Source organism: uncultured Algoriphagus sp., from assembly GCF_963974365.1.
In the GTDB taxonomy this organism is placed as follows: Bacteria; Bacteroidota; Bacteroidia; order Cytophagales; family Cyclobacteriaceae; genus Algoriphagus.
On the sequence record NZ_CAXBBX010000001.1, the window covers coordinates 100,800 to 116,839 of the forward strand.

12 protein-coding genes are annotated in these 16,040 nt (G+C 40.0%); 3 read left to right on the forward strand and 9 right to left on the reverse strand.

The window, feature by feature from the left end:
- The first annotated feature begins 175 nt into the window (after nt 1-175).
- Both AACZ87_RS00430 and AACZ87_RS00435 read left to right on the forward strand, forming a co-directional pair.
- On the forward strand, nt 176-538 hold the full coding sequence (locus AACZ87_RS00430; RefSeq protein WP_339863777.1) for a transmembrane 220 family protein: 363 nt from the start codon (nt 176-178) through the stop codon (nt 536-538).
- A 67-nt stretch (nt 539-605) separates the two neighbouring features.
- A complete protein-coding gene (locus AACZ87_RS00435; RefSeq protein ID WP_339863779.1) occupies nt 606-1,355 on the forward strand; it encodes an NIPSNAP family protein in 750 nt (249 codons plus the stop codon).
- Nucleotides 1,356-1,464: 109 nt separating this feature from the next.
- Here the strand turns inward: AACZ87_RS00435 and AACZ87_RS00440 are convergent, their stop codons facing one another.
- The 9 genes from AACZ87_RS00440 to AACZ87_RS00480 form a co-directional block, all read right to left on the reverse strand.
- Nucleotides 1,465-1,977 (reverse strand): hypothetical protein, encoded by a 513-nt coding sequence (locus AACZ87_RS00440; RefSeq protein WP_339863781.1) that lies wholly within the window; start codon nt 1,975-1,977, stop codon nt 1,465-1,467.
- A gap of 156 nt (nt 1,978-2,133) precedes the next feature.
- Complete coding sequence (locus AACZ87_RS00445; RefSeq protein ID WP_339863783.1) at nt 2,134-5,574, reverse strand: ThuA domain-containing protein; 3,441 nt, start codon at nt 5,572-5,574, stop codon at nt 2,134-2,136.
- A 128-nt stretch (nt 5,575-5,702) separates the two neighbouring features.
- The gene (gene galK / locus AACZ87_RS00450; RefSeq protein ID WP_339863785.1) at nt 5,703-6,848 is read right to left on the reverse strand and encodes a galactokinase; all 1,146 of its coding nucleotides are present in this window, start codon (nt 6,846-6,848) and stop codon (nt 5,703-5,705) included.
- A complete protein-coding gene (locus AACZ87_RS00455; RefSeq protein ID WP_339863786.1) occupies nt 6,838-7,875 on the reverse strand; it encodes a LacI family DNA-binding transcriptional regulator in 1,038 nt (345 codons plus the stop codon). The genes galK and AACZ87_RS00455 overlap by 11 nt, the downstream gene beginning before the upstream one ends.
- Nucleotides 7,876-7,945: 70 nt before the next feature.
- On the reverse strand, nt 7,946-8,926 hold the full coding sequence (locus AACZ87_RS00460) for a M28 family peptidase (RefSeq protein ID WP_339863788.1): 981 nt from the start codon (nt 8,924-8,926) through the stop codon (nt 7,946-7,948).
- Complete coding sequence (cysS, locus tag AACZ87_RS00465) at nt 8,916-10,406, reverse strand: cysteine--tRNA ligase (protein WP_339863790.1); 1,491 nt, start codon at nt 10,404-10,406, stop codon at nt 8,916-8,918. The genes AACZ87_RS00460 and cysS overlap by 11 nt, the downstream gene beginning before the upstream one ends.
- Before the next feature lie 471 nt (nt 10,407-10,877).
- Complete coding sequence (locus AACZ87_RS00470; protein ID WP_339863792.1) at nt 10,878-11,114, reverse strand: hypothetical protein; 237 nt, start codon at nt 11,112-11,114, stop codon at nt 10,878-10,880.
- A gap of 245 nt (nt 11,115-11,359) precedes the next feature.
- Nucleotides 11,360-12,886, reverse strand: coding sequence for a bifunctional phosphoribosylaminoimidazolecarboxamide formyltransferase/IMP cyclohydrolase (gene purH / locus AACZ87_RS00475; protein ID WP_339863794.1), 1,527 nt, complete (start codon nt 12,884-12,886; stop codon nt 11,360-11,362).
- A gap of 166 nt (nt 12,887-13,052) precedes the next feature.
- Nucleotides 13,053-14,990, reverse strand: a complete 1,938-nt coding sequence (locus tag AACZ87_RS00480; RefSeq protein ID WP_339863796.1) for a tetratricopeptide repeat-containing sensor histidine kinase — start codon at nt 14,988-14,990, stop codon at nt 13,053-13,055.
- 336 nt (nt 14,991-15,326) lie between these two features.
- Between AACZ87_RS00480 and AACZ87_RS00485 the strand changes: the two genes are divergently transcribed.
- The gene (locus AACZ87_RS00485) at nt 15,327-16,016 is read left to right on the forward strand and encodes a head GIN domain-containing protein (protein ID WP_339863798.1); all 690 of its coding nucleotides are present in this window, start codon (nt 15,327-15,329) and stop codon (nt 16,014-16,016) included.
- The last annotated feature ends 24 nt before the right edge of the window (nt 16,017-16,040 follow it).

Here is a 16,040-nt window from a genome sequence, read left to right on the forward strand (position 1 = left end):
TGGCGGGACAGGCTGAAATGGCCTCAATTTTTGAGATTAACCTATCCTAAATTGTTTTTGCCATCTTTCTGACAGAAAAGCAGATATACCTATAGAATAATTTATAGGATTGAAGTCTACTCAAAGTAAGTAATTTTCTTTGTTTTCTGTAGTTTTGGATAAACCCTTAACTAATATGAAGTTTAATAAAATCTTTTTTGGGCTATGGATATTCATCTTTGCCCTTTTTGCCTTTTGGCAGTTTAATGATCCAGATCCAGAGGTTTGGGTAAGTATTTATGGTGTTGCTATCATATTTTGCATTCTTGGTACACGAGGTATTTTTCCAAAAATCCCATTGACAATACTTGCTATTGCTTGTGTGTTAGGTGCTATTTATTATTGGCAAGGAGATGTGGGCGGATGGGTTTCTGAGGAAGTGCAGCAGCATAATCTTAGTATGAAGACTCAATCCATGGAAGAGTCCAGGGAGACCTTTGGGTTACTCATAATTCTTGTGGTGATGCTCCCTGCGCTTTGGAAAGCATGGAAGAAATAGGCTTTCTATACCGCCATTTGCTACAATTGTGATCAGATAATTACACTTCTCTATAAACTCAGTATCCATGAAAAAACTATTCTTAAGTATGCTTGCAGTACTTTTTGCCTACACTGGTTTTGCTCAGCAACTGAGCGGTAGCAGTTCGACGTATTTTGAAATCAGAAAGTACTATGCCAATGAAGGAAAATTGCCCGATTTGATCAAGAGGTTTGAAGATCACACATTGGCACTTTTTGAAAAGAGTGGAATGGAAAATATCGCTTATTTCTTACCGGTAGATAACACCGATAATTCCTTGACTTATATACTTGGCTACCCTGACGAAAAATCAAGAGATGTGATGTGGGGGAAGTTTATGAATGACCCAGAGTGGAAAAAAGTCTTCGAGGAATCACGCGTAGATGGCGCTTTGGTAAAAAGTGTGGATCAGACATTTATGAAATTGGCACAAGGGCTCAATGATACTCCAAAATCGCAGGCAAGTGGAGTTTTTCAGTTGAGAATTTATACCTGTTTCGATGGGCGATTAGATAATCTTATCAGGAGATTCAATGATCACACACAGGATTTGTTTGCAAAACAGGGCTTACGAAATTACCCATATTGGGTGACGGTGGAGAAGGATGGAAGCCAACCAAAACTGGTGTATTTATTAGCAGATTCGGATCAGGCTTCATTTGAACGGGATTTTCAGAATTTCGCTAAAGACCCTGCATGGGTAAAAGCTAAAGAAGCGTCTGAGGCTGACGGAAAAATCGTGGAGAAAGTAGATGCGGTGTTCTTTAAGACCTTGCCTTTTTCTCCGATGAAGTAGTAGAATAGGTATTGAAAATTCTTAACCTTTTTAGAGTGTATGTAAATCAAAACCCCCATTTTTCTAGTTTGAAAAATGGGGGTTTTAGATTATACATAGTTTTTAGCCCTTAGAATTGTATGGGAGTATATCGCTCAAATTCCTGAGATCCAATACAGTTTTCAAGTGGGCCACAAGGAGGATAAATCCAGATCATCTTGTCTTCAGAGAATTCCACTTTTACTTCCTGTAATTTCATTTCCTCTGTGAATTCATTATTAGTTAATACTAGCTGATTATTTGGCACATAAATCTCATCAGAATCTTGGGGAACTCCATAAATCAGATTATGCATAATAGAAAGTTGGTCGTCTAGCAAGGTGAATTCCCCACTTGATCTACCAGCATAACCCAATGGTTCATCTGTTTCTGCGTTAAAGTAGACGCTTGATGAATTGTATGTTCCATTATCGAAAAAGGTGAAATATTGGGTCAATATCATATTTTCACCGGAATTGATGCTTTTTTCCCAATAGCCTACTATTTGATCAGAGTTATCTATTGGTTTTTCATCTTCTTGGCAGGAGGTCAGTAAAAAGGCTCCAAAAAGGCTAAGTAACAGTAATCGTGGGAAGTTTCTCATCGTTTTTTAAAAGTATGGTTTCGAAGACATAACGGAAATTATAATTTGAGTGCTACAAGATATCCCATATTGTTGGGATTTATTTCTTTCAGATATTCAAAAAAAATCCAACCCCGAAATCGAGGTTGGATTTTCTGATTTATAGTGTTTGGTAGTCTATTTCGCGTTGAAGGTTAAGCCAGCAAGGACAAATGTTCCTGGTTCGCCTCCTTTAATAGTTTTGGAAGTGATATATAACTTGTGAATTTTTCCATCAGCTGTACCAGTCACTGGAATAGTAAATGCTTCATACCCTGGAGCTCCGTCAGGGCCAGTTCTAGTTCCTTGGATATATTCTTTGCTACCTACTACTTGGCCATCAGGACTATCCAGTCGGAGTTCGAATACAAAACCATCCGTCAACTTTGCCATAGCAGCAGTGTTGAAAGTCACAGATTCAATACCTGTTAAATCAACTTTGGAGATGGCGAATGAAGCTTGAGTAGCAGGAACCATTAATAGATTCTGGCCTCCATAAGCCATTTTACTGAAACCTCCCTCAAGTTCGCCGGCTGTTCCAAGATCGACAGTATTGCTCGATAAGAAGTAGGTATCATATCCTGTCAGTGGCTTAATGTTTTCTCCACCTTGATCTGTATAAGAAGCGCTAATCATCAAGATGCCGGCTGGTGTAGCAGCTTTACCCATCGTTGGATCCACTGTTCCTGCGCTAGGAAGACTGGCTTGAGTTTCTTGGTCAAGAGAAAGGATGTAACTAATAAGCGCATTCAATTCTGATTCAGGAAGATCTGGGTTCGCAGGCATGGCCGTTTCTCCCCATACGCCTCCTCCGCCTTTTCTGATTTTGTTTTTCAAGTAAGGGATATCTTTCTCACTGTACTTTTTGGCTACACTAGTATAGTCAGGACCTATGGAAGCTTCAGCCTCTTTATGACAAGTTTTACAAGTAAGTGAAGCGACCAAAGATTTGCCTACCATCGCGTCCGTCATGATCTTGTGACCTTGATTGGCTTCAGCTTGATCCAAACCTTCCAAATAGTCAGCACTCACGATCACATTACCTAAGTCACTTGAGGCATTTGGATGATCTTCATCTGCTACTGCCACGCTATAGGCTACTTTCTTTCCTGGGAAATAGAATGCTTTATTGCCTTCTATCGCTATGGAAACTTCTGGGGCTACGTTACCTGAATATACTGAAACTGGTATGCCTTGCCCTTTCAGCCCACTTGGATCACTTGCAGTGACATTTACTGCATATTCACCGACAGTATTAAATGTATGCGTAAGAGTCGGCTCTTCCGTAGTTGTTGTTTCACCATTTCCAAGATCCCAAGTGTATGTCATTGGATCTCCCTCAGGATCGGATGCTTCAGTTGTGAAAGTGGCAGTAAGTGGATTTGAACCAGAAGTCTTATCTACATTGATTTCACTTACCACAGGAGCTCTATTTCCACCATTGTAGTCGATGCGGAAAAGTCCAGAATCTGGATTTTTGGCAAACCAACCATTTCCATATTCCAATCCATAAATATGCCCGTCAGGTCCCATCTCCATGTCGATGAGCGCATTGAATTTAGTGTTTGGCATAAATGGATCCATCTTGTCATAATCGCCCGCATCAGTCATGCTCACTAATTTGATCCATCCTCTTACCCAGTCATAGATGATCAGTTTACCATCAAAGTAGTCAGGTAATTTATTTTCATCCGTGTACATTTCAGAATAGTAGATAGGACCCACCATGGCATTTCGACCACCTGTGCCTAAAGCTGGGAACTCTGCAGATTCTGCATAAGGATACCAGATAAATGCCGGTTGGGTAGGAGGCAATTGCTTCATTCCAGTGTTATTTGGAGAATCGTTCGTTGGACCGTTTATGTCGTACAATTCACCAGAGGAGCCGTTGGAGTAGTCATATTGGCGATAAGGGAAATTATTACCGATGACGTATGGCCATCCGAAATGACCTGCTTTACGAGCTTGGTTAATTTCATCATACCCACGAGGACCACGAGTCTCTGTGCTGTCATTATTTGCATCTGGCCCTACTTCTCCCCAATACAAGAAGCCAGTTTTCTGATCTACAGCAATTCTGTATGGATTTCTCAGTCCCTGAACATAGATTTCTGGTTTAGTTCCTTCAGTACCTGCAGCATATAAGTTGCCCTGAGGGACATCGTAAGTTCCGTCATCTTTTACTTGAATTCTAAGAATTTTACCTCTTAAGTCATTTGCGTTTCCAGAACTTCTTCTCGCATCAAACTGCTTGTTTCCATCCCTACTATCCAATGGAGCATATCCACTGTTGACGAAAGATGTATTTGATTGATTGAATGGTGTGGAGTTGTCACCTGTGGATAGAAATAAGTCTCCATCAGGTCCAAATGCGATTGAACCGCCCGTGTGGCAGCATATATCTCGTTGGGAATAAAGCTCAAGGATAATTTGCTCCGAAGCCATATCCCAAACCCCATCTTTAAAAGTAAACCTAGAAAGACGATTTACCTCTTTTTCTGTTGGTGCATAATACACATATACCCATTTGTTTTCAGCGTAATTTGGATCTTTCTGTATTCCTAGGACACCTTCTTCAGCATTCACACCACGTACAGAAGTTTTCCAATACACATCTAATTTTGCTACTTCTTCAATCTCTTTAGTTTGACTGTTGTAAAGTAAAATTTCACCTCTTCTTTGTGAAACCAATACATCGAGATTAGGAAGCACAGTTAACTCTGTAGGCTCAGTAAAATATCCAGTGGATAACATTGTCTTTTCAAACCTGTTTTCCTCCGGTACTCTTTTGCTTTTTGCTTTTGAATAATCCAGCTCTTTATTGCCGCCTATTGCATAGTTTATCCCTTCGGATAGATGCTTGAGGTATAATTCCTCAGAATAGGATTCATTGGTATGGCCTCCGCCAGTATACCATGCACGGCCGCCATCGTAGTCATGATACCATGCGATCGGATGCTCACCCATATCAAATCCACCTTTGTAAGAGTCCTCATCTAACGTCAATAATACCTTAACATCCGGATTCATCTTTTGGTAAGAATACCATTCGTCAGTTCTTTCCCATGGAGATGGTAGGAATGAAGTAGAGGCGTTTCCTTTATCTACCACATGTACTTGACCGGCTTGTACATTCGGATTGGGGTCATTGATGCCTGGATGATCTATGAAATATCCACCAACGAGTCTATTATACCAGCCCCAGTGATATTCAGTATCTGCCGCTGCGTGCACGCCTACGAATCCTCCTCCGGATTGAATATATCGCTCAAAATCAGCTTCTTCTATATGATTTAGTACATCTCCAGTGGTACTTAGGAAAATTACTGCAGCATATTGTTTAAGATTATCCTCGTTGAATTTAGAAGATTGAGTAGTGGTGTCTACATCGAAGCCATTTTCAGATCCTAGCTTTTGAATAGCAGCTATTCCAGTAGGTATGGATTCATGATGATACCCTGCTGTTTTGCTGAATACTAGCACTTTTGGTTTTCCAGAGCGGGAATTACAACTCCAGAAAGCTATGCTTGTAATCAGACCAAGTAGCATAAGGCTTCTTAGGTTTTTTAGGAAATTCATAGGTTTTCTGATTTTCGGGTATTTAGGTAAAAGAACTCAATAAAGAGATGAGTGTGCAAAATGAGGATTTTTTTGATAAATATAGTATCTATTGTCTTAATGAAACAATAGGAAGTGTAAATGGTTTGTTAAGCTAAAATTCTGGCACCTTGGGAAAGTGCGACTGGTATGAAATCGGCTTCTATTTGAAATTTAGATTTGAACTTAGTGTAAATCTCTGATTGGAATTTATCCAAGTGAGCATTGGAAATCAGATTGATAGTGCATCCGCCAAAACCTCCACCCATCATTCTGGAACCTAGTACTCCAGGCATTTCCCACGATTGCTCAGCCAGATAATCTAGCTCAACACAGCTTACTTCGAAGTCTTCACTCAAGCTTCTATGAGATTCTTTGAGCAAGGCTCCAAAGGCATTTAGATCATTATTCTTCAGCACATTTGAAGCTAATTTCACTCTGTTAATTTCAGTGATCACATGTTTAGCTTTTGGGAAAAGATCCTCAGGCAAGATTTGCTTCACTTTCTCAAGGTCTTTTACTGGGATGTCTCTAAGTGTAATTGCCTTCGGATAACTTTTCTGAATAAGTCTAACACTTTCTTCGCAAGCTTCCCTTCGTTTGTTATAAGCAGAATCGGCAAGATTGTGCTTTACTTTGGAGTTGACTAGAAGTAGGGAATGATTTGCAAACTCTGCGGCTATTTCTAGATGTGTATTCGAACGGCAATCAAGGAGCAAGGCACGGTTTTTTACACCAAAAGCAGATGCGTAAGGATCCATTATGCCGCATTTCACTCCTGCAAATAAATGTTCGGATTTTTGAGCGTAGAGTACAAGGGACTTTTTGGGAATATTGAGTTGAAACAATGCTGTCAAAGCAGTACCAATTGCCACTGAAAGAGCTGCTGATGAGGATAATCCAGATGCAGGTATGTTTCCACCAAAAGCCAAATCAAAATTTTTCAGGTTGTAACCGGCTTGCTGGAATTGTGAAACCATTCCCATGGTATAGTTTGCCCAGTGGCCTTTTTTGGGAGAGAATGAATTGATGTCAAAAACAAACTCTTCCTCGAAATCAGTTGAGTATAAACGACAGGAAGAAAGTTCGTTTTGCTGAATACCTACCCAGATCCCTTGCTCTATAGCTGCTGGAAATACTAATCCTTCCTGATAATCTGTGTGCTCTCCGATTAAATTGATTCTTCCTGGTGCAAATGCCACAATAGGCCTACTTCCAAAGAGATTGTCAAAGGTTTGGGCAATTTTATCTTTCATTAATTTGAAGTTCTTTGGTCGATTGGCGTGGAAGTAAGGTGGTCTCCAGCACGATGGAAATAGGGTCATCTGACGCTTGACCATCCAATTGGTCGAGAAGATGAGTAACTGCTAATTTGCCCATTTCATAGCCAGGCTGGGCAACTGTAGTAAGTGGGGGCTCTACTACTGCAGAGGACGGGTTGTTTGTAAAACCTGCCAAAGCCATATCCTGAGGAATTTTGATTCCGATAGATTTCCAATACGCTAGAATATCTAACGCTATAGGATCAATCATGCAGAATACGCCATCCGGCCGTGCTTTCATTTCTGCAATGTCCTTTCCTATTTGGATATTTCCCTCAGTAGTGAGATCAGAGATTTTTATCAATTCTGGTTCTGGTTTTATCCCAAATTCATTCAACGCGTGTAAGTATCCTTCTTTCCGCTTTTTGCTGATGTACAATTCTTCTGGACCAGATACATACATCACACGTTTGCAGCCGGTCTCCAGCAAGTGCTTGGTTACTTGATAAGCTCCTCCTTCATCATTAAAAGTGACTCTGGACACCGGGATGTCTTCATTCACGCGGTCAAAAAGTAAAAAAGGAATTTCTCTATTGTATAAATCAAGCAAGTGATCATACGTGTTTGTCTCACGGCTAAGGGAAATGAGTAAGCCATCCACCTGAGAGGCAACCAAGGTTCTGATATTTGTTTTTTCAAGCTCCAGCATTTCATTGGATTGGCAAATCATCACATTATAACCACGCTTATTGGCATAATCTTGAATCCCTGAAATACAAGAAGCAAAGAAGTGGGAAGTGATCTCAGGAACTATGACTCCCAAGGTATTGGTACGGCTTATTCTTAGGCTTTGCGCCAGGAGATTTGGTTGATAATTCATCTCCTTGGCCATTTCCACTATTCGCTTTTTAGTGTCAGGATGAAGCTCTGGAGAATCCTTCAATGCTCTGGAAATAGTCGATACAGAAACGCCTAATTTCTTGGCGATTTCTTTCATCGTAACCTGATGACCTTTCTTCATGGGGCAAAATCATTTAACTATCACTTCAAATCTTCCAAATTGGACGATTCTAAGATGGAAAGATAAGCTTTTACTCTTGGTAAACGGTAAATAAAACAGTTTCTCCTACCGCTTGTAAGGTTCTGCGGTCAATGATCTCCATTGTATCACTATGCTTATGGTGATATTGGGCAAAGCCAAAGTCAGGAGAAAATTCAATGATATCGATCATCGGGATTTTACCAAACTGATTTACAAAAGCATGATCATCCAAAATCTCAGGAGCATCTTTGTAGATGAAGAAATCACCTTGACCGATTCTTGCTGCATTATCCCATACTTTTTTAAGAATTCCTGAGGCGTATTGACGGGAATACCCTTCTCTGTAGAATCGAGCACCTTTTGCTCCGACCATATCTACCAAAATCCCATAATAGGCTGAATAATTCGCCTTATGCTTGTTTTTGGACCAGTGCTGGGATCCTAGACACCACCAGAAATCCTGCTCATTGTTCCTCTGTTCTATACCTTCTGGCTCTCCATCATCCTCACCGTCGAATAAAATAATGTCGATTCCTACATCTGGCTTTAACTCCTGAGTCCCAATCACACGGGCGATTTCAAGTAACAACCCAACACCGCTTGCCCCGTCATTGGCTCCATCGATAGGCTCATCGAGTCTGTCGGTATCCTTATCTGCGATTCTTCTAGTATCCCAGTGAGCTGCAAGAAGTATCCTTTTGGTAGCCTCTGGATTATACGATGCAATAATATTACTTAAGCCCCAAGTAAGAAAATCGTAAGTCTTCGCTTCGAAATCCTGTGTTTCCACTGTAAAGCCAAAACCTTCAAACTTGGTCAAAAGCCAGTTTTTAGTTGCTTCATGAGCTTCAGTTTCTGGAACTCTTGGCCCGAAATCCACTTGTTTTTGCACATAAGCATATGCCGAATCAGCTGAGAAAGTAGGGTAGGGCTTGGCCGGAACCTCTACTGCTGTCTCAGCTTTCTTTTCAGGACTAGAACATGCCCAAGCAAGTGCCATTAGGCTGATTAACCAAAATCTATTCTTCATATGCCCAGTCAATTTTATCTTTCATGTCTTTCACTACAAATCCCAGGGATTTCAGCCCAGCTCTGATTTCATCTACTTTTGCATAGTCTCTGGCGGTTTTTGCCTCAGTATACAAGTGTAAAAGTAAATTCAACATCTCGTTTTGGCTATCTGATTTTTCTTCGATCAGTCCCAAAATGTCTGAGACGAAAGTGCTGAAGGTTTCAATCAATTTATAGAATACTTCCTCTCCAAATACCCCTGGATTTAGTTGACCAGTGTACATGGAATTAATTTTCTTCAGCAAATTGAACAAGTGTCCAATCGCTTGTGCAGTGTTGAAATCATCGTCCATCGCCCGGTAAGCATTAGAGATGATTTGCTCTACTTGCTTGATTTGCTCCTCATCTTGTTCAGCCTCACCTGCCTCATATTTCAATAGCTTAGAAATTCTAAGACCATTGATCAGTTTTTTATAGCCTTTTTGCGCAGCTTGAAGTGCTTCATTGGAAAAATCCAAGGTAGATCGGTAGTGAGCCGTAAGTATGAAATATCGGATCGTCATTGGGCTATATGGCTGATCCAGAAGTTTGTGGTTTCCGGTAAAGAGCTCTTGTAGGTTGATGAAGTTACCCAAAGACTTACCCATCTTTTGTCCATTGATAGTGATCATGTTATTGTGCATCCAATACTTCGCTGGGTCTTTATGATTGCATGCGTTTCCCTGAGCTATTTCACATTCATGGTGAGGAAAAAGAAGATCCATCCCGCCACCATGTATATCGAATTGCTTTCCTAAATATTTGGAACTCATCGCAGTACATTCTAAGTGCCAACCAGGAAAACCAACACCCCAAGGAGAATCCCACTTCATGAGATGCTCAGGGGAAGCATTTTTCCATAATGCAAAATCAACCGAATTTCGCTTTTCATCCTGTCCGTCTAGCGTACGACTTCCGCTTAGCAGGTTTTCCAAGTCACGACCAGAAAGTTTGCCGTAGTTGCTTGTTTCGTTGTATTTCAACACATCGAAATACACAGAACCATTGACTTCATAGGCCAAGCCTTCCTTCAGAATAGCCTCAACCAAAGCGATTTGCTCAGGAATATGTCCTGTCGCACGAGGCTCAATGCTCGGCTTCCAGGTATTGAGAAGCGCCATGTCTCTATGGTAGCTGTCCGTATATTGCTGGGCAACCTCCATCGGCTCCAGCTGCTCTAGCTTAGCTTTCTTCGCGATTTTATCCTCACCTTCATCTGCATCACCTTGTAAGTGACCTACATCTGTGATGTTTCGCACGTATCGAACTCTAAAGCCGAGATGAGTCAGGTATCGATTGACTGTGTCAAAAGTGATAGCGGGCCGACCATGTCCAAGGTGAGCGTCTCCATAAACTGTTGGTCCACAGACGTACATGCCTACAAATGGCGGATTGATTGCTTCGAAGTTCTCTTTCTTGCGGGAAAGAGTGTTGTATAGCTTTAAATTATGCGATTTCATTTATAGAATCAGGATTCAAGGATCAAGAATCAAGAACGGGAAAAGCCCAAAATTGATTCAGGCTGCAAAATAGCAGTTTCAAATGGGGAAATGAAAGTTTGTGAAAAAATGAGATATGTATAAATAATCTCAGTTTATTTTATTGGTTTTAACCTTTTTACTTGAATTGTAAAATTAAGTACAGAAAATCAGTAAACTTTTTTTCTCTCAGGGTTTTGACGATTATCCCAAATCGAAACGATTTCTATTTGATGGTGATTTACTTCGTAAAAAAAATCAAGTAATATTTGAAAGGTAAAATCCTAGTAAACTTATTTGTAGCTAATCTACCCAGCTGCTCATTATCGATCAAAGCACTTACTACTTTTTCAATCTCATCTAAAAGTTTTAAACTATATCTATTGCTACCATTACGAACAGTATAAAAATCTAAAATGCTTGCTAGTTCAGTTGAAGCTAAGTCAGACCAAACTATTTGCTTTCTAGCCATTTTTTCATTTCAGATATTACCTGTTGATGAGGTTTGAATTGACCATTATTAATTTGTTTACGTCCGGTTTCAATAGCTCTCAATTGATCTTCAGTTAAATCTACCACCTCATCACTTTTAGAATCAAAAATAGATTCAATGTCTTTTAAGAGATCGATGTCCTGAGTTTCTTTAATTCTGGAAATCAGATTTTTCTTAATTCGTTCGGATACATCCATAGTAGTTCGATTAGATAGTACAAATTACATTTTAAACTTAAATCAAAACATAGAGGTTTTATAAATTCTCACAAAAACCAAGACTCACTAAGTTTTTGATTTTAAGGCTTAAGCAATACAAAAAGACCTTCTGAAAACTTAATCTCAGAAGGTCTTGAGAACCATCCTTTGAGGTTTATAAACCTCGAAGGATTAAATATGAAAGAAAAACCTTCGGGGTTGGAAAAACCCCAAAGGTTAATAAATCAATGCTTAAAGTGTCTCACTCCGGTCATCACCATTGCAATGCCATTTTCGTCACAATAATCGATGCTCAACTGATCTTTGATAGATCCGCCAGGCTGAACTACCGCTGTGATTCCAGCTTTTCCAGCGATCTCCACACAGTCTGGGAATGGGAAAAAGGCATCAGATGCCATCACTGCGCCATTCAGGTCAAAGCCGAATGCTTTTGCCTTGTCAATTGCCTGAAGTAAGGCATCAACTCTGGAAGTTTGACCCACACCGCTTGAGAACAATTGATCACTGTTAGAAAGGATGATCGTATTTGATTTGGTGTGCTTACAGATTTTTGCTGCGAATACTAAGGCATTTTGCTCAGCTTCTGTTGGAGCTTTTTTAGTAGCCACTGTGAAATCAGCTTTTGTTTCAGTTGCCAAATCTTTATCCTGCTCGATCACTCCGTTAAGAAGGGTTTTGATCATTTTAGTACCAGGAAGATCCATTTTCTGCTTAAGCAAAATTCTATTTTTCTTGCCGGTCAATACTTCCAGCGCTTCGTATGTGAAATCTGGAGCGATCAAGACTTCGAAGAATAAGGAATGCATTTCTTCTGCTGCATCCTTATCTACTGTTTGATTTGTGATCAACACACCGCCGAAAGCAGAAGTTGTGTCAGCCGCAAAAGCTTTCTGATACGCTTCTTTTACAGTTGGAGCTAAGGCAACTCCGCAAGCGTTAGTATGTTTCAAAATTGCAAAAGCTGTTTCCCCTTTGAATTCTGCGATCAAATTCACTGCTGCATCCACATCTACCAAGTTGTTGTAAGAAAGCTCTTTTCCGTTCAACTGATCGAAAAGTGCTTCCATATCTCCATAGAAATGGGCATTCTGATGTGGGTTTTCTCCGTAACGAAGTGCTTTTGCTTTAGTTTCTGACACTTTCAACGCTGGAATGTTTTCAGCTTGGTTGAAGTAATTGAAAATATGGGTGTCGTAGTTGGAAGAAACCTGGAATGCCTGAGCTGCGAAATAACGACGGTCAGCCAAAGTAGTTGCCCCGTCTTGGGTAGTTAGTCTTCCTTCCAGTTCTGTGTATTGATCTTTGGACGCAATGATGGTTACGTCCTTGAAATTCTTCGCTGCAGCACGGATCAAAGAAATACCACCAATATCGATTTTCTCAATAATATCTTGCTCAGAAGCTCCAGACGCCACAGTTTCCTCAAAAGGATACAAATCCACAATGACTAAATCTATTGCAGGAATATTATATTCTGCAGCTTGTGCTAAATCGCCATCATTTTCTCTTCTATATAGAATTCCTCCAAAAACTGTTGGGTGAAGGGTTTTCACTCTTCCTCCGAAGATAGAAGGATAACTTGTCAACTCTTCAACAGGAATTACTTCTGCTCCTTGCTCTTCTATAAATTTCTGAGTACCACCTGTAGAATAGATAGTTACGCCATGTTTTTTCAAAAGGGCGATAATAGGTTCGAGATTGTCTTTGTAAAAGACAGAGATTAGAGCAGATTGAATTTTTTTTGTAGCCATTGGGCAATGGATTTGTTTGATTTTTGGGAAAGGGCAAAGGTAGGAAAAAAGCCTGAAATGGGATTGTAATCCAGGCGTCAGATTTACAAAGTGGTTCTGAAGATTGAAATTATTCTTTCAGACAGGATTTTAACTTTTGTGAAGACCTAGTAAAGGGGTACAGGCCTCACAGTTCAATACTGAACGTAGTGCTTTTGCCAGGCTCGCTTTTAACGGTGATTTTTGCATTTATAGAGTCTGCAAAATCCTTGCATAGCATCAATCCTATTCCATTTCCCTGTTCTCCCTTGGTTCCTGAGGTGGAAGACAGCTTGTTATTGAATAAGCTGTCTTGCTGAGTTTGGGTCATTCCTATACCACTGTCCCTAATCGTAATAGTTGACTGGTGTAGCGGGTCAATTTCTACACTAATCTCTCCTCCATCAGGTGTGAATTTGATTGCATTGAAAAGGATGTTTCGAATAATGAAATTCAGCCTATCCCGATCTGTAGTAATTTTGAAATCAGATGGGATTGTATTATTCAGCTGCAGGTTTTTCTGCTCAAGCTGTTTAGCGAACAGGTTTTTGTTTTCACTGACTAATTCCGATAGCGTAATCGCAGTGTTTTTTACTTTATCCGAACTCATTTGCGTACGCGCCCAGGTGAGTAGATTCGAAAGGAGATTGGAGGCAGCATTTGCATCTAAGGCAATGGATGAAAGCACAAAATCCATTTCTTCCTTGCTGAGATCGCCTGAATCCCAAAGTTCCAGAGAGGTGCTAAGCGAAGAAAATGGTGTCCTTAAATCGTGCGAAATGATTGAGAAAAGTTTATCTCGGAAGTTATTGGCCTGTTTTAGTTCAAGGTTAGTACTATTCAATTCTTCGGATTGCTGTTGAATCTGCTGATACTGGGTTTGTACTTTTGAGTTTATTTCCTTGAGTTCTTTGTGGGCCGCGCGTAGTTTTTGGTTGGTTTTCATTTGGTACCAAGCTAGACCTATTAATAAAAGAGCTACGATGATAAAGATGATCAGTAGTTCATTTTTTCTGGTAATTGCCAATTCTGAAAGTTCCTGCTCTTTTATGAGCCGTTGATTCTCCAGCTCTTTTTTCTCACTCTCATATTGAATTTCAAGTTCAGAGCGGATTTTCTGTCGGGAATCGTTGAATATTGAATCATTGCTGGCTTCATTAATACGCTGAAATTCGTAGGCTTTTTCGAAGTCCTTGTTCAAGGCAGATAAGTGAGCCATTTTACTAGCAGCTATGCTTATCTGATAGTTAGATTTAGTTTGTTGTGCCAATTCATAGGCCTGGGCAGCATAATCCAATGCCTGAGGTAATGAGTTATTATCTCTATGGTAGTCAGAAAGTGTTCCAAGTGCCGAAAGTCTACCTTCTGTATTATTCATTTCTTCAGCGATCTCAAGTGCCTGGATTAGTAATCGAATTCCTTTTTGCTTTTCTCCTGACTCATAATATAATTCTCCCAGCTGAAGTAGGGTATTTGTCAGACTGCGCTTATCGTTTAGCTTTTCCTTGATAGCCTTTGATTTCTCCAGATATTCCTTGGTCTTATTGAAGTCTTCGGCTTCTTTGAAAGATAGCCACCTATCCAAATAAAAGCTTCCAATATTATTATAGAGCAAACTCATAGCCCGCTCATGGTTGATCATCTGTGCAAGTGTTAGAGATTTTTGGTATTGGACCACCGCTTTCTCAGGTTCATGAAGACGGTAGTAAATGTTACCCAGATTCATGGTAGACTCGATGATACCTGTGGTGTCCTGCAAAGTTTCCCGTATACCAAGCGCTTCCAAATGTGTGCTTAGGGAGCTTTCATAATCAGCTTGAATCAAATAGGATACCCCAATAATATTGAGTGCATTTGCTTCTATTTTCTTTAGACCATTTCGGTTTGCTATTGCTATAGCTTCCTTACCATACAGAATAGCTGAATCCTGATCATAAGTGTAATAGAGTTTGCTTAGATTAAATAAACTCGAAGCTTTGACAGAGTCGTCTTGAGTCGTTTCTACAATCTTTTTCAGACTGTCTGTTTGAGTTTGCTGAATCGGGAGGAAAAATGGCAAAATCCAAACCAGGAAGTGAGGAATCATAAATAGGTTTTAGATGCGAGAATTATCCGTGAAGGGAAACAGGATGATTAGGTAAATATGCATCTGCTTGCCTGAAAATCAAATGCCTAAAATAATAATATAGTTTTAATTTTTCGGGAAAAATCGATTTGAGCTCAACTTGTTTCTATTGGTTTTGAGGGATTTCTAAAAAAAGGTTAGTGTTTGATTTCCTGAATTTATCGTCCGTCTACGAACAAAACAGCACTGGCACGGACAGAAGTAAACTGTAAAATACTGTTAAATCGTGTTTATAGGCATTATTCGCCCTTGGCACAATCTCTGAAAAGTAAGTACAGGAATAAAACCACATCCATTATGAACTTATCAAAAATCACTTCACTTGTCCTCTTTCTATTTTTCTTAGGCTTCTCCGCTCAAGCCCAAACAGAAACCCGAACCCCTGGGAAATTTACGGGAGTAAGTTCCGAAGGATCATGGGATGTACTAATAACTATTGGTGATATTGATCAAGTTAAGCTAGTTTCAAAAGGGTTTGATTTGAGCGAGGTAATTACTGAAGTGGAAGACGGGAAACTTGAGATTGAGCTCAAAGACGATGATGATGACAATAGAGACTTTACAGTGTATGTTACCATCAAGAAACTAGAAAGTTTGGGATTGGCTGGCTCAGGAAATATCATGGTTCGATCTGATGTGTATTCTAAAGAATTCGGAATAGGCCAAGCAGGTTCTGGAACGATATCATTGGAATTTCTTGAAACCGACGATTTGAATATATGTATGAGCGGATCAGGTACTGTTTCCATTTCAAGTGGAAGAGCCGGTGATGTCAATATCGGCCAGGTAGGTTCTGGAGATTTCAAAGGTATTGACCTGATGGCTGGTGATGTGAAAATAGGCAAAACAGGTTCTGGAGATGTACATATAGGTGTAGATGGAGATCTTACCGTAGGTTCTATCGGTTCAGGAAATGTGTATTACCGCGGAAATCCAACGGATATTAGCAAAGGTAACTTAGGGTCTACAAAGGTGATAAAGAATTAAGCAGAAAAAAGTCGCAAGTATCTA

What these genes read in the sequence shown, in the direction of transcription:
- AACZ87_RS00455 (WP_339863786.1), bottom strand. Translation starts at nt 7,875, where the DNA reads ATGAAGAAAGGTCATCAGGTTACGATGAAAGAAATCGCCAAGAAATTA.
- cysS (WP_339863790.1), bottom strand. Translation starts at nt 10,406, where the DNA reads ATGAAATCGCATAATTTAAAGCTATACAACACTCTTTCCCGCAAGAAA.
- AACZ87_RS00440 (WP_339863781.1), bottom strand. Translation starts at nt 1,977, where the DNA reads ATGAGAAACTTCCCACGATTACTGTTACTTAGCCTTTTTGGAGCCTTT.
- AACZ87_RS00470 (WP_339863792.1), bottom strand. Translation starts at nt 11,114, where the DNA reads ATGGATGTATCCGAACGAATTAAGAAAAATCTGATTTCCAGAATTAAA.
- AACZ87_RS00485 (WP_339863798.1), top strand. Translation starts at nt 15,327, where the DNA reads ATGAACTTATCAAAAATCACTTCACTTGTCCTCTTTCTATTTTTCTTA.
- AACZ87_RS00445 (WP_339863783.1), bottom strand. Translation starts at nt 5,574, where the DNA reads ATGAATTTCCTAAAAAACCTAAGAAGCCTTATGCTACTTGGTCTGATT.
- AACZ87_RS00460 (WP_339863788.1), bottom strand. Translation starts at nt 8,926, where the DNA reads ATGAAGAATAGATTTTGGTTAATCAGCCTAATGGCACTTGCTTGGGCA.
- AACZ87_RS00430 (WP_339863777.1), top strand. Translation starts at nt 176, where the DNA reads ATGAAGTTTAATAAAATCTTTTTTGGGCTATGGATATTCATCTTTGCC.
- purH (WP_339863794.1), bottom strand. Translation starts at nt 12,886, where the DNA reads ATGGCTACAAAAAAAATTCAATCTGCTCTAATCTCTGTCTTTTACAAA.
- AACZ87_RS00480 (WP_339863796.1), bottom strand. Translation starts at nt 14,990, where the DNA reads ATGATTCCTCACTTCCTGGTTTGGATTTTGCCATTTTTCCTCCCGATT.
- AACZ87_RS00435 (WP_339863779.1), top strand. Translation starts at nt 606, where the DNA reads ATGAAAAAACTATTCTTAAGTATGCTTGCAGTACTTTTTGCCTACACT.
- galK (WP_339863785.1), bottom strand. Translation starts at nt 6,848, where the DNA reads ATGAAAGATAAAATTGCCCAAACCTTTGACAATCTCTTTGGAAGTAGG.